Origin of the sequence: Streptomyces sp. NPDC051664 (assembly GCF_044453545.1) — a bacterium.
Classification (GTDB): domain Bacteria; phylum Actinomycetota; class Actinomycetes; order Streptomycetales; family Streptomycetaceae; genus Streptomyces.
On the sequence record NZ_JBITCU010000010.1, the window covers coordinates 226,618 to 240,404 of the forward strand.

A 13,787-nucleotide genomic window follows, 5' to 3' on the forward strand; every position below is an offset into this window, starting at 1 on the left:
CATCCGTGCCCGCCCCGATCTTGGTGAGCACTCGGTAACTCCCGCGCAACGGACGGGCAATGACCCCGACTCGCCCGCGTCCTAATTTCTGTCACGCGACAGAAATGCACGACGGAAATGCACCACAGAGGTGCGCGACAGCAGTGCGCGATCGACACAGGCACGTCGAGCCGGAGGGTCCAGCCATGGCGACAGCGACGACACACGGAGCCCGGGACCACGCCCGCGCCCAGCACGGCACCCGTACCGAAACCATGCCGGTGGTGCCCGCGAGCGACTGGCCCGCGGCCGTCCCCGGCACGCCGGTCTGGGCCGAGACCGTGGCGGGGGGCAACTACACCCACCGGGTACTCGCCCGCGGCACCGAGCTCCGGCTCACCGATCTCGCGGGCGACGCCTGCGCCCATCTGCTGCTGTACGTGGACGGGCGCCCCTGGGAGCGGCTCAACACCGCGGACACCGTCAAGGTCCAGTGGAACGCCTACCTGGGCGCCGACCGGCTGCTCCTCTCCGACCAGGGGCGGGTCCTCGCCTCGGTGGTCGCCGACCGCTCGGGCCGGCACGACGCCCTGTGCGGCACGTCGACCCTCGTACGCAACACCGAGCGGTACGGGGACGGCACCCCGCAGTCGCCGTCCCCGGCCGGCCGGGAGCTGCTGAAGCTTGCTGCCGCGAAGAACGGGCTCGGGCCGCGCGATCTGCCGCCGTCGCTCTCCTTGTTCCAGGGTGTCGAGGTACGTGAGGACGGCGCCCTGGACTTCACCGGCTCCGCCGGACCCGGCGCGTCGGTGACGCTCCGCGTCGAGCAGGACCTGACCGTTCTCATCGCCAACGTCCCGCATCCGCTGGACCCGCGCCCCGACTACGTGTGCACCCCGCTGGAGGTGCTGGCCTGGCGCGCCCGCCCGACTGCGCCCGGGGACCAGCTCTGGGACGCCACACCGGAGGGCCGCCGGGCCTTCCTCAACACGCTCGACTTCCTCACCGCCAGGGGGCTCGCATGACCGTCGCCACCACTGTCACCAGCACCGTCCGCAGCTCGGACGTGATCCCCGCGCGGGCCGCCTGGTCCGCCGTCGTCCGCACCGGCGAACAGCTCACGCTGACCGACCTGCACGGCAACCAGGCCGTGGACTTCCTGGTGTACGACGCCCAGGACACCGCCGTCCGCTACAGCGCCCCGGACACCGTCCATGCACAGGGCAGCATCTTCCTCACCACCGGCAGCGTGCTGCTGTCCAACGAGCACACCCCGCTGATGACGGTCACCGAGGACACCTGCGGCCGCCACGACACGGTCGGCGGCGCCTGCTCCAAGGAGTCCAACACCCTGCGCTACGGGCACCACACCTGGTCGCAGCACGCCTGCGTGGACAACTTCCTCGCGGAGGGCGCTCGGCACGGGCTCGGCAAGCGCGATCTGGTCTCCAACATCAACTGGTACATGAACGTCCCCGTGGAGAAGGACGGCACGCTCGGCATCGTCGACGGTATCTCCGCCCCCGGTCTGCGGGTCACCCTGCGCGCCGAACGGGACGTCCTGGTCCTGGTCTCCAACTGCCCCCAGATCAACAACCCCTGCAACGGCTTCGACCCGACGGCCGTCGAAGCCACCATCGGCCAGGTCACCGCATGACGAATTTCGACACACTGCTGGTGGCCAACCGGGGCGAGATCGCGGTACGGATCATCCGCACCGCCCGCCGCCTCGGCCTCCGTACGGTCGCGGTCTTCTCCGACCCCGACCGCTCAGCGCCCCATGTCCGCCTGGCCGACACGGCGGTACGGCTGGGGCCCGCGCCCGCCAAGGAGTCGTATCTCGACGCCGACCTGGTCCTGAAGGCCGCCAAGGACACGGGGGCCGGTGCCATCCACCCCGGCTACGGCTTCCTCTCCGAGGACGCCGGGTTCGCCAGGCGCTGCGAGGACGCGGGGATCGTCTTCGTCGGCCCGACCGCCGAGCAGCTGGAGCTGTTCGGAGCGAAGCACACCGCTCGCGCGGCCGCCGAGGCCGCGGGCGTACCGCTCGCCCCCGGCACCGGGCTGCTCCCCGATCTGCCGTCGGCGGTGGCGGCAGCAGACCGCATCGGCTATCCCGTGATGCTCAAGGCGACCGGCGGTGGCGGCGGTATCGGCATGTCGGCATGTCGATCCGTCGACGAACTCGCCGACGCCTGGGAGCGGGTGCAGCGGGTCGCCGCAGCGTCGTTCTCCTCCGCCGGTGTCTTCCTCGAACGCCTCGTGGAGGACGCCCGCCATGTCGAGGTGCAGGTCTTCGGTGACGGCCGGGGCCGGGTGGTGACCTTCGGCGACCGCGACTGCTCCCTCCAGCGCCGCAACCAGAAGGTCCTGGAGGAGGCGCCCGCCCCGGGGCTGCCGCCGCACGTCCGTAAACAACTGACCGCGTCCGCCCAGGATCTGTGCGGGGCGGTCGGCTACCGCTCGGCGGGCACCGTGGAGTTCGTCTACGACGCGGCGCGCGCGGAGGCGTACTTCCTGGAGGTCAACACCCGCCTCCAGGTCGAACACCCGGTCACCGAGGAGATCTACGGCGTCGACCTCGTCGAGTGGATGCTGCGCCTCGCCCAGGGCGACACGGATGTCGTACGCGAACCGGATGCGCCGCGCGGCCATGCCGTCGAGGCCCGGGTCTACGCCGAGGACCCGACCCGCGACCACCGTCCCGGCGCGGGCCTGCTGACCCGGGTCGCGTTCCCCGAGGGAGTCCGTGTCGACACCTGGGTCGAGACGGGGACGGAGGTGACGACGTCGTACGACCCGATGCTGGCGAAGGTCGTCGCGTACGGCACCGACCGCGCCGAGGCCCTCGCACGGCTGGACACGGCACTCGCCGCCACCCGGATCGACGGCATCGAGACCAACCTCGGACTGGTACGGGCCGCTCTGGCCGACGACCGGGTCCGCACCGCGGCGCACTCCACGGCCACGCTCGCCACCGTCAGTGACCCGACCCCGCGCATCGAGGTGGTCTCCGGCGGCACCCTCACCACGGTGCAGGACTGGCCCGGCCGCACGGGCTACTGGCAGGTCGGCGTCCCGCCGTCGGGCCCGATGGACGACCTGTCGTTCCGCCTCGGCAACACCGCGCTCGGCAATGACGCGGGCGCACCCGGCCTCGAATGCACCCTCCAGGGCCCGGCCCTGCGGTTCACCCACCCGACCACGGTCTGTGTCACGGGCGCGCCCGCCCCCGTGACGGTCGACGGCGAACCGATCGCCCTGTGGGAACCCTTCACCGTCCCGGCGGGCTCCACACTCGCGGTCGGCGCACCGGACGGTCACGGTCTGCGTACGTACGTCCTCTTCGCCGGCGGCGGCCTGGACGTGCCCGGCTTCCTGGGCAGCGCGGCGACCTTCACCCTCGGCGGCTTCGGCGGACACGGCGGCCGGGCCCTGCGCACGGGCGATGTCCTGCACGGCGGCGCGGTGCGCGCCCCGAGCGCCCCCGTACCGGACGCCGACCGGCCGCACATCGGCGGCAGCTGGCACATCGGCGCGGCCGAAGGCCCGCACGCCGCACCGGAGTTCTTCACCGAGGAGGACATCCACGACTTCTACGCCGCCGACTGGAAGGTCCACTTCAACTCGGCCCGCACCGGTGTCCGGCTGGTCGGCCCCAAACCGCGCTGGGCTCGCACCGACGGCGGCGAGGCCGGACTCCACCCCTCGAACATCCATGACACGCCGTACTCCGTGGGCGCCGTCGACTACACGGGAGACATGCCCGTGCTGCTCGGCCCCGACGGGCCGTCGCTGGGCGGCTTCGTCTGCCCGGCGACCGTGGTGACGGGCGAGCGGTGGAAGCTGGGCCAGCTACGGCCCGGCGACACGGTCCGCTTCACACCGGTGACGATCACCGGCGAGCGGCGTCCGGACATCGTCGACGGCGGCATCCTGTACCGGAGCGACGACGTCACGTACCGCCGCAGCGGCGACGACAACGTGCTGGTCGAGTACGGCCCGATGCAGCTGGACCTGGCCCTGCGGATGCGGGTGCACGCCCTGATGGAGGCGCTGACCGCGGCGGCCGTACCCGGCATCACCGGCCTCACACCCGGCATCCGCTCGCTCCAGATCCAGACGGACCCGGAGCTCCTCCCCCAGCACCGGCTCCTGGCACTCCTCCACGCCACCGAGGCGGCGCTCCCGCCCACGGACGCTCTGACCGTGCCGTCGCGGACCGTGCATCTGCCGCTGTCCTGGGACGATCCGGCGACCCGCGAGGCCATCGCCCGCTATATGGCGGGGGTACGCGACGACGCCCCCTGGTGCCCGTGGAACATCGAGTTCATCCGCCGGGTCAACGGCCTGGACTCGGTCGACGACGTGTACCGCACGGTCTTCGACGCCGAGTATCTGGTGCTGGGTCTCGGCGACGTCTATCTGGGCGCACCGGTCGCCACCCCGCTCGACCCCCGGCACCGCCTGGTCACCACCAAGTACAACCCGGCCCGCACCTGGACTGCGGAGAACTCGGTCGGCATCGGCGGCGCCTATCTCTGCATCTACGGGATGGAGGGGCCGGGCGGTTACCAGTTCGTCGGGCGCACCACCCAGGTGTGGTCGGGGTGGCAGCAGCGCGGCGCCTTCGAGCCCGGCTCACCGTGGCTGCTGAGGTTCTTCGACCGGATCAAGTGGTACCCGGTGGAGGCGGACGAACTCCTGGAGCTCCGCGCGGACATTGCGTCCGGCCGGTTCGTACCGCGGATCGAGGAGGGCGAGTTCTCCCTGGCGCGGTACGAGAAGTTCCTGGCCGACAACGCCGACTCGATCGCCGGTTTCCGCACCCGGCAGGGCGCCGCCTTCTCGGCGGAGCGGGACGCCTGGGAGGCGGCCGGCGAGTTCGCGCGGGCGGAGGCCTCCACGGAACCGGCTCCACCGGCCGCCGAAGTGACTGTGCCATCGGGCGGCCGGCTGGTGGAGGCCGAGTTCGCGGCGTCGGTCTGGCAGCTGAACGTCGCCGCGGGCGACACGGTGACGGCGGGTCAGCCTCTTCTCGCACTGGAGGCGATGAAGATGGAGTCCCGCGTCCACGCCCCGGCGGACGGCATCGTCGTGGAGATCCTCACCCGGCCGGGCGCCCAGGTGGAACCGGGCACGGCACTGCTGGTCCTGGCCCCGCCCCCCACGAACTGAGGAGCACACATGACCACGCCCACACCCGTACTGGCCCGGGTCCGCGCCGCCCACGCCCGGATCGAGGCCGTCGACCGCCCGGAGATCTGGATCGACCTGCGCCCGCTGTCCGAGGTGGAGGCCGAGGCCGGAACCCTCGACGCCCGCGTGTCCGCGGGGGAACATCTCCCCCTCGCCGGCCGCTTGCTGGCCGTCAAGGGCAACATCGATGTCGCCGGCCTCCCCACCACCGCGGGCTGCCCGTCGTACGCGTACAAACCGACGGCCGACGCCCCGGCCGTGGCCCGCCTCCGTGCGGCCGGAGCCCTGGTGATCGGCACGACCAACCTCGACCAGTTCGCCACGGGTCTGGTCGGCACCCGCTCCCCCTACGGAGCGGTCCGCCACGCCCATGACCCGTCCCTGATCAGCGGAGGCTCCAGCTCCGGTTCCGCGGTCGCCGTCGCGCTCGGCATCGCCGACCTGTCGCTCGGCACCGATACCGCGGGCTCCGGCCGGATCCCGGCCGCGTTCAACGGGATCGTAGGCCTGAAGCCGACCCGCGGCCTGGTCCCGACCGACGGTGTGGTCCCGGCCTGCGCAAGCCTGGACTGTGTCACCGTCTTCGCCCGTACGCTCCCCGAGGCCGAGCAGGCGCTCGCCCTGATGACCACGACCGCGCCGCAGTCCGCGCCCGCCCGGGCACCGGGCCCCTGGCGGATCGCGGTCCCGGCGACCGAACAGCTGGGCGAGCTGGACCCCGGCTGGGCGGAGGCGTACGCGGAAGCGGCCGGCCGCCTCCGCGCGGCGGGCGCGCACCTGCAACCGGTGGACCTGACCCCCTTCCTCGAAGCCGCCGCCATGTTGTACGAGGGAGCATTCGTAGCCGAGCGCTACACGGCGGTCGGCGCATTCATCGACACCGCCCCCGCCGCCGATCTCGACCCCACCGTCGCCCACATCATCACGGCAGCCCGGGACATCCCGGCACACCGTCTGTTCGCCGACCGGGACCGGCTGGCGGTACTGCGCGATGCCGCCATGACAGCCCTCTCCGACGCCGACGCCCTTCTCCTGCCCACCGCACCGGGTCACCCCACGCTGGCGGAGGTGGCCGCGGACCCGCTGGGCGTCAACGCACGGCTGGGCCGGTTCACCAACTCCACCAACCTGTTCGGCCTGTGCGCGGTGGCCGCCCCGGCCGGCGACGTGGCCGGACACCCCTTCGGCGTGATGCTGATCGGCCCGGCCCACACGGATGAACGCCTGGCCCGCATCACCGCGCTGCTGACCCCGCCCACCAGGCTGGTCGTCGCGGGCGCCCATCTGACGGGCCAGCCCCTGAACCCTCAACTCCTGTCCCTGGGCGCCCACTTGCTCCGTACGACGACCACGGCCCCTGCGTACCGCCTGCACGCCCTGCGCACCGACCCGCCCAAGCCCGGCCTGGAACGGGTGGGCGAAGACGGCGCCGCGATCGAGGTGGAGGTGTGGGAACTGCCCCCTGAGGGTCTGGGCCGCCTCACGGCGGAGCTCCCGTCCCCCATGACACTGGGCCGGGTGGAACTCTCGGACGGCACCACCGCCCCCGGCTTCCTGTGCGAGCCCTACGCGCTGCGCAGCGCAACGGACATCACGGTGCACGGCGGCTGGCGCGCCTACCTCGACCGCTGACCGGGAACACGGCCGGCGCAGCACCGTCCACTGACCCCGGTCCTCACCCCCGGACGGGCGGCCGATCCACCCGGCCCCACCCCGTCCGGGCAAGTGGTGCAGCCCTCCGGCGCTGAGGACCGGGGCCCGGGGCAGCGGCCCCGTCACCCCACGGAGCTGTAAGCCACAACCCCCCGCAACACCGCATCCATCCCCTTACGCGCATTGCGAGCCACGGAGCTTTCCCCGCCCCCCGGCGCCGCAGCAGCGATCTGCCCCAGCACGTCGATCACCTGCTTGCACCACCGCACGAAGTCCCCTGCCGGCATCTCCGCCTCGCGCAACACCTCGTCCAGCGTCCGCCCCGACGCCCACATGTAGACCGCCCAGGCGAACCCGAGATCGGGCTCCCGCTGCCCGACCCCCTCCGCCTGGTTGATCTTGAAGTTCTCCTCCAGGGCATCGAGCCGCCCCCAGATATGGACCATCTCGGCCATCGCCGTCTTCGCCGGCCCGGACGGCAGCTTCGGTGCCACCGCGTCGTCCGCCTGCCGCGCCTCGTACACCAGCGCCGACACACATGCGGCGAGCTCCGCCGGGTTCAGCCCTTCCCACACCCCGGCCCGCAGGCACTCGCTCGCCAGCAGGTCGAGCTCGCCGTACAACCGGGCCAGCCGCCGCCCGTGCTCGGTGACCTCGTTGCCCCGCAGATAGTCCAGCTCGGTGAGGAGCGCGACGATCCGGTCGAAGGTGCGGGCAATCGTGTTCGTCCGCCCCTCGATCCGCCGCTCCAGCTGCTTCGTGTCCCGCTGCAGGCGGTGGTACCGCTCCGCCCACCGCGCATGGTCCTCGCGCTCGGCGCACCCATGGCAGGGGTGGGCCCGCAACTCGGCCCGGTAGCGGGCGATCTGCTGGTCGTCGGCGGCCTCGGCCCGACCTCTGCGGTGCCGCTCCGGCACGATGTGCCCCGCCTTCGTCCGCAGCGCCGACGCCAGATCGCGCCTCGACTGCGGCGACCGCGGGTTGAACGACTTCGGCACCCGCATCCGTTCCACGGCCTCGACCGGCACGGGGAAGTCGATCGCGGCGAGCCGCTTGACCTGCCGCTCGGAAGTCAGCACCAACGGCCGCGGCCCGTCGTAGTATTCGAGCCCCCGGTACCCGTTGACCCGCCCGGCCGGCAGCCCAGGGTCCAGCACGAGCGCCAGGCCGGCGAACTTCCCGGTCGGAACGTGGATGACGTCGCCCGGCTTCAGCTTCTCCAGGGACGCCGCAGCCGCCGCCCGACGCTGCGACGCACCGTGCTTGGCGAGCTCCGTCTCCCGCTCCTTGAGGTCGCGGCGCAGCCGTGCGTACTCCTCGAAGTCACCGAGGTGGCAGGTCATACCCTCGCGGTAACCCGCCAGGCCCTCCTCGTTCTTCTGCACCTGCCGGGAGATCCCGACGACCGACCGGTCGGCCTGGAACTGTGCGAACGAGGTCTCCAGCAGCTCGCGCGACCGGTGCCGCCCGAACTGCTGCACCAGGTTGACGGCCATGTTGTACGAGGGCCGGAAACTGGACCGCAGCGGATAGGTGCGCGTACCCGCGAGTCCGGCCAGCGCCCCCGGATCCATGCCGCGCTGCCACAGCACCACCGCATGGCCCTCGACATCGATCCCGCGCCGCCCGGCACGACCGGTCAGCTGGGTGTACTCGCCGGGGGTGATGTCCGCGTGCTGCTCGCCGTTCCACTTGACGAGTTTCTCCAACACCACCGAGCGCGCGGGCATGTTGATGCCGAGGGCGAGGGTCTCCGTCGCGAAGACCGCCTTGACCAGCCCGCGCACGAACAGCTCCTCGACGACCTCCTTGAAGGTCGGCAGCATGCCCGCGTGGTGCGCGGCGATGCCCCGCTCCAGCCCTTCGAGCCATTCGTAGTAGCCGAGGACATGGAGGTCCTCGCCGGGGATGGACGCGGTCCGCTCCTCGACGATCTCCCGCACCAGCCGGCGCCTGTCCTCGTCGTTGAGCCGGAGTCCGGCCTGCAGACACTGCTGCACGGCGGCCTCGCAGCCGGCCCGGCTGAAGATGAACGTGATCGCGGGCAGCAGCCCTTCCGCGTCCAGCCGGTCGATGACCTCGGGCCTGGACGGGGTCCAGATCCGGCTGCGCTGGCGCCGCTCGCGCTCGCGGTCCGCCTCGCGCACCATCTTTCCGCGGCGGCGCTCGCGCGGGTTGTACCCGCGCTGGTTCTCCATGCGGGCGAGCCGGACGAGGTCGGGGTTGACCTCGCGGCGGCCGGCGCCACGGCCGCCGTGGTCGGTCTCCTCCTCGAAGAGGTCGTACATCCGGCGGCCGGCCAGCACGTGCTGCCAGAGCGGCACGGGCCGGCTCTCGGCGACGATCACCTCGGTGTCGCCTCGGACGGTGTCCAGCCAGTCGCCGAACTCCTCGGCGTTGGACACGGTCGCCGACAGCGACACCAGCGTCACCGAATCCGGCAGATGAATGATCACTTCCTCCCACACCGCGCCGCGGAAGCGGTCGGAGAGGTAGTGCACCTCGTCCATCACGACATGGCCGAGGCCACGGAGCGCCTGCGAGCCCGCGTACAGCATGTTCCGCAGCACTTCGGTGGTCATGACGACCACCGGGGCATCGGCGTTCACGCTGTTGTCGCCGGTCAGCAGGCCGACCTTGTCCGCGCCGTAGCGCTTGACCAGATCGGCGTACTTCTGGTTCGACAGGGCCTTGATGGGCGTGGTGTAGAAGCACTTGCGCCCCTGGCGGAGCGCGAGATGCACGGCGAACTCGCCGACGATCGTCTTGCCCGACCCGGTCGGGGCGGCGACCAGCACCCCCTTTCCCGCTTCCAGGGCCTTGCATGCCTCTATCTGGAACGGGTCCAGATCGAACTCGTACATCTCGCGGAAGGGCGCGAGTGCCGTGGCCTGCTCGGCGGCGCGGATCCGGAATGCCTGGTATCGCTCAGCTGGTGAGAGGTCCTCTGTCATCTTGCTTACGAGCGTACCCGTCACCTCTGACAGTCAGCGCGATCTTTATTTCACTGTGCAAGAACCCTGACCGCAGCCGGCACGCACGTGGCGGTGAGCGGCAGCGGACCGAGCGGTTCGCCGTCCGCGTAGGCGGTGACGGAGGCGGCGGCCAGCTCGATCGACGAGACCCGGTGCACGGTGACCGCGGGGTGGTCGAGGTGGGTGCCCCGGTAGACCCGGGGAAACACCTTGAGCAGCGTCGTACGGCTGCAGTCGCCGACGACGGTCAAGTCGAAGAGCCCGTCGTCCATGACGGCGTCCGCACAGATCCGCATGCCACCGCCGTAGGTGGAGCCGTTGCCGACCGCGATGAGCGTCGCCTCGATCTCCTGGACCGGCCCGCCGTCGAGCCTGATGCGGTACGGGATCGTCCGGAACGCGGCGAGTTCGGCGAGGATCGCGAGGTCGTACTTGAACCGTCCGCCGACCCAGCGCATCCGGTTGCCCCGGTCGTTGACCCGGGAGTCGAAGCCGGAGGCGAGCACGGACCCGAACCACCGGTCGCCGACCCGGCCGAGGTCGATGTCCCTGATCGCCCCGCCCTTGAGCGCCTCGGCAGCCAGCCGGCCCGCAGCAGCCGGATCCCGTATCGGCAGACCGAGGGCGCGGGCGAAGTCGTTGCCGGTACCGACGGCGATCACACCGAGCGGCGTCATGGTCCCGGCCACGGCCTGGAGGGCGAGGGACATCATGCCGTCCCCGCCCACCGCTATCAGGGCACCGGTCCCGCCGTCGACCGCCTCACGGGCCCGCCGCAGCGCGTCGTCGGCGTCCTCGCCCAGGACCGTACGTACGGAGAATCCGGCGTCCCGCAATGCGGAAGCGGCCGGCTGCGCGGCGTGCGCGCCCCGGCCGCGTCCTGCGGTGGGATTGACGAAAAGGGTGATCTCGCTGGTCACCCGGGGGACCTTACAAGGTCAGGTGATGTCGTCGTAACCGTTCACCCGGTCACGGTCCGGCCCCGACTGCGCCGGCAGCGACCTGACGGACGAGACCGGTTCGATCTCACCGACGTCCTCGGGAGTGAGGTCCAGCTCCGACGCCTCGTCATCGGCGGGACCCTCCGCCGCGCGCTGTGCCTTGCGGCGGTCGTTGAGGAGCGAGAGCGCCGTCGCGCAGAAGTACAGGACCCAGATCGGCCCGGCGAGCGCCAGCATCGTCAGGGGGTCCGTACTGGGCGTCGCCAGTGCGGCGAAGACCGTGATGCCCATGATCATGCCGCGCCACCAGCCGAGCATCCGCTTGCCCGTGATGACGCCGCCGAGGTTGAGCATGACGAGCAGCAGGGGCAGCTCGAAGGAGAGCCCGAAGACCACCACCATGCGCGTGATCAGGTCCAGCAGGTCGTCGAGCGGCAGCTGGTTGTCCAGACCGGCCGGCGAGAAGTCCAGCAGGACCTTCGCCATCGTGGGCAGCGTCTTGTACGCGAAGAACCCACCGGCGAGGAAGAGCGGGAAGCCCGCGCCGACGAAGCCCAGCGAGTACTTCTTCTCGTGCCTGTGCAGTCCCGGGGCGATGAACGCCCAGAGCTGGTAGAGCCAGATCGGCGACGAAAGGACGACGCCTGCCATCAGGGAGACCTTGAGCGCAAGGGTGAACGGCGTCAGCAGACCGTTCAGGACGATGCGCGCACAGGTGCCGTCCTCCTTCTGGGCGAGTTCGGCGAAGCTCGAATCGCAACCGACCGCCTTCAGCACCGGGTCGGTGAAGAACTCGATGATCCCCTTGTAGAAGAACGCGGCGACGATCGTGACGACGACGATCGCCAGGAGAGCCTTCGCCAGCCGGTTGCGCAGCTCACGCAGGTGCTCCACCAAGGGCATGCGGCCCTCGGGGTCCGTCTCCTGTTTGCGGGCAGACTTGAGCAACCCACGTCCTCATCTCGTGCAGCAGGCCGTCACCGATCACGGCGCCTGCGTCGGCCCAGTTGTCAGCGGTTGGTCGAGTCGGTCGGCTCGGCGACCGGCCGCGAACTCGTCACATCGCCGGGCGCGGCCTTGATCGTGCGCGGGGCAGCCTGGTCCTGAGCGGGGTCGTGCGGCGGGTCGGCAGGGGTGGCCGACGGGTTGCCCTCCGACTTCATGGCCTTGGCCTCGCTCTTGAGGATGCGGGCCGACTTGCCGAGCGAGCGAGCCATGTCAGGAAGCTTCTTCGCGCCGAACAGCAGAACAATGACGACGAGGATCAGGATGATCTCGGGAGCGCCGAGCCTTCCGAACATATGCGTGTACCTTCTCACCGAGGCAGCAGGGGTGGGGCTGATCGAACGTCGGACAGACGTCCGATCTTCGTACTGTCAGCGATCGTATCCCGCAGGAGTAAACGCAGGGCAATACCCATGCATCCTTGCGATTACGGCCCACGCCTCGCTCTCAGGGCCGCCAGTGCAGCGTACCCTCCGAACCTGAGAAACTGGAGGCCGCGCCCTCCCCGATCGACCGGCCCGACCCGAAAGACCTGGTCTACCGGAGGGATTCACCGGTGGCTGCGAGGTCGGTGGCGGCCCGTTCGAGATCCTCAGCCGCCCGGTTGATGCGTTGAGTGGTGCGGGTCACCTGGCGCCCCAGGCGCTGGGCCTCGACGAAGACCTTGACGGCCAGCACCCCGAGGACGGCGATGCCGAGGAACCCCAGGGCGATGGCGAGCATGGGCCAGAACATGCGCAGAGCCTCGATATGTCTAGGTGGGCCGGTGTCCGGAGTGCTACAGCCCGGCGTGGAGGCGGAGCGTCCGTACGCCGCCGCCGGTCAGGAGCTCAATGATCCGCTCACCGGCCGGCTTGCGGACGGCTGCTCCGCACTCGGGGCAGGTGAAGGAGTAGAACGTCGTACGGCGGCTGGCGCCGATGGCGAGCCGCAGGGCGCCCGCCGCGAGCTCGAAGCGCCCGCGACAGTCCGGGCAGGCGGCCTTGAACCGTACGGACTCGGGTACCACCACAGTCGAGATACCTGACACCACAGACAAATTGCTCATATCTCCTCGGATATCCGCTCAGGCCGCGGCGTCATAGGCGGCCAGCGCCGCCCGCGCCGCCTGCCGCGCGCTCTGCGCCAGCTCCTGCGGGGCGACAATGTGCCCATCCCCGCCGAGCCGCAGCGCGAGCCTGCGCAGCGAGGCCGGATCGGGGGTGCGCAACGTGATCCGCAGTCCGCCGTCGGCCAGTTCCTCCGCGCTGTCGTGCGGGTAGTACTCGGCGACCCAGCGGCCACCGGGCCCCACCTCGATCACGACCTCGGGATCCTCGGCCGCCGGCTGCACCAGCCCCTCGGAGAGATCCCGCAGCTCCAGCTCCGGGGGCGCGGACGGCTCGTCCAGCAGCCGGATCTCGGCGACCCGGTCGAGCCGGAACGTACGCCGGTCCTCGGAGAGCCGGCACCAGGCCTCCATGTACGTGTGCCCCACGGCGAACAGCCGGATCGGGTCCACCTCACGCTCGGTGAGCTCGTCGCGCGCGGGCGAGTAGTACCGCAGCCACAGCCTGCGCCGCTCGGAGATCGCCCGGTCGACATCGGCGAAGACGCCGCCCTCCGACTCGAAGGTGACCGAGAGCCGGGAGCTCGCCGCCGCCGTCTCACCGGCCGCCGTCTCCAGCTTGGCGGTGGCCCGCAGCAGCGCCTGCCGGTCGCTCTCCCGCAGCCCCGGCAGCGTGGCCACGGCGCGCGCGGCGACCAGCAGAGCCGTCGCCTCGTCGGCCGCGAGCCGCAGCGGCTCGGCCACGTCGTCCGGGTTGTGCCACCAGATCCGGTCGCCGTCGGTGTCGATGTCCAGCAGATCGCCACCGCGGAAGCTCGTCCCGCACATGGGGAGCACATCGAGGTCCGAGATCAGCTCGTCCTCGGTGATCCCGAAAGCACGGGCGACGTCCTGCACATGGGCGCCGGGGCGCTCCCGCAGATACGTCACCAGGGACAGCATCCGGCGCGTCTGGTCGATCGCGTTCGTCGCCATGAATACGGTCCT

Annotated in this window: 11 protein-coding genes; 4 read left to right on the forward strand and 7 right to left on the reverse strand. The window is 71.1% G+C overall.

Annotated features, from left to right (window positions below; genetic code table 11):
* Positions 1–185: 185 nt before the first annotated feature.
* The 4 genes from ACIA8E_RS20890 to atzF are packed head-to-tail and all read left to right on the forward strand — an operon-like array spanning position 186 to position 6,810.
* Positions 186–1,004: an urea amidolyase associated protein UAAP1 gene (locus ACIA8E_RS20890; protein WP_399300225.1), complete on the forward strand. Its 819-nt coding sequence runs from the start codon at positions 186–188 to the stop codon at positions 1,002–1,004.
* Positions 1,001–1,636, forward strand: a complete 636-nt coding sequence (locus ACIA8E_RS20895; RefSeq protein WP_399300228.1) for an urea amidolyase associated protein UAAP2 — start codon at positions 1,001–1,003, stop codon at positions 1,634–1,636. The genes ACIA8E_RS20890 and ACIA8E_RS20895 overlap by 4 nt, the downstream gene beginning before the upstream one ends.
* The gene (locus tag ACIA8E_RS20900; RefSeq protein ID WP_399300231.1) at positions 1,633–5,157 is read left to right on the forward strand and encodes a 5-oxoprolinase/urea amidolyase family protein; all 3,525 of its coding nucleotides are present in this window, start codon (positions 1,633–1,635) and stop codon (positions 5,155–5,157) included. The genes ACIA8E_RS20895 and ACIA8E_RS20900 overlap by 4 nt, the downstream gene beginning before the upstream one ends.
* Before the next feature lie 9 nt (positions 5,158–5,166).
* Complete coding sequence (gene atzF, locus ACIA8E_RS20905; RefSeq protein ID WP_399300234.1) at positions 5,167–6,810, forward strand: allophanate hydrolase; 1,644 nt, start codon at positions 5,167–5,169, stop codon at positions 6,808–6,810.
* A 143-nt stretch (positions 6,811–6,953) separates the two neighbouring features.
* Here the strand turns inward: atzF and ACIA8E_RS20910 are convergent, their stop codons facing one another.
* The 7 genes from ACIA8E_RS20910 to ACIA8E_RS20940 all read right to left on the reverse strand — a co-directional run bounded on the left by ACIA8E_RS20910 (position 6,954) and on the right by ACIA8E_RS20940 (position 13,775).
* Positions 6,954–9,785 (reverse strand): DEAD/DEAH box helicase, encoded by a 2,832-nt coding sequence (locus tag ACIA8E_RS20910; RefSeq protein WP_399300236.1) that lies wholly within the window; start codon positions 9,783–9,785, stop codon positions 6,954–6,956.
* 50 nt (positions 9,786–9,835) lie between these two features.
* Positions 9,836–10,726, reverse strand: coding sequence for a diacylglycerol kinase (locus ACIA8E_RS20915; protein ID WP_399300239.1), 891 nt, complete (start codon positions 10,724–10,726; stop codon positions 9,836–9,838).
* Between the two features lie 18 nt (positions 10,727–10,744).
* Entirely contained in the window at positions 10,745–11,695 is a 951-nt protein-coding gene (tatC, locus tag ACIA8E_RS20920; RefSeq protein ID WP_399300242.1) for a twin-arginine translocase subunit TatC, read from the reverse strand.
* Positions 11,696–11,757: 62 nt separating this feature from the next.
* Positions 11,758–12,048, reverse strand: a complete 291-nt coding sequence (tatA, locus tag ACIA8E_RS20925) for a Sec-independent protein translocase subunit TatA (protein WP_030918467.1) — start codon at positions 12,046–12,048, stop codon at positions 11,758–11,760.
* Positions 12,049–12,289: 241 nt separating this feature from the next.
* Positions 12,290–12,487, reverse strand: a complete 198-nt coding sequence (locus ACIA8E_RS20930; protein ID WP_351079209.1) for a hypothetical protein — start codon at positions 12,485–12,487, stop codon at positions 12,290–12,292.
* 43 nt (positions 12,488–12,530) lie between these two features.
* Positions 12,531–12,800 carry a hypothetical protein gene (locus tag ACIA8E_RS20935; protein ID WP_399300247.1) on the reverse strand — a complete coding sequence of 90 codons (270 nt, stop codon included), beginning with the start codon at positions 12,798–12,800 and terminating at the stop codon, positions 12,531–12,533.
* An 18-nt stretch (positions 12,801–12,818) separates the two neighbouring features.
* Positions 12,819–13,775, reverse strand: coding sequence for a helix-turn-helix transcriptional regulator (locus ACIA8E_RS20940; protein ID WP_399300250.1), 957 nt, complete (start codon positions 13,773–13,775; stop codon positions 12,819–12,821).
* Positions 13,776–13,787: the final 12 nt, after the last annotated feature.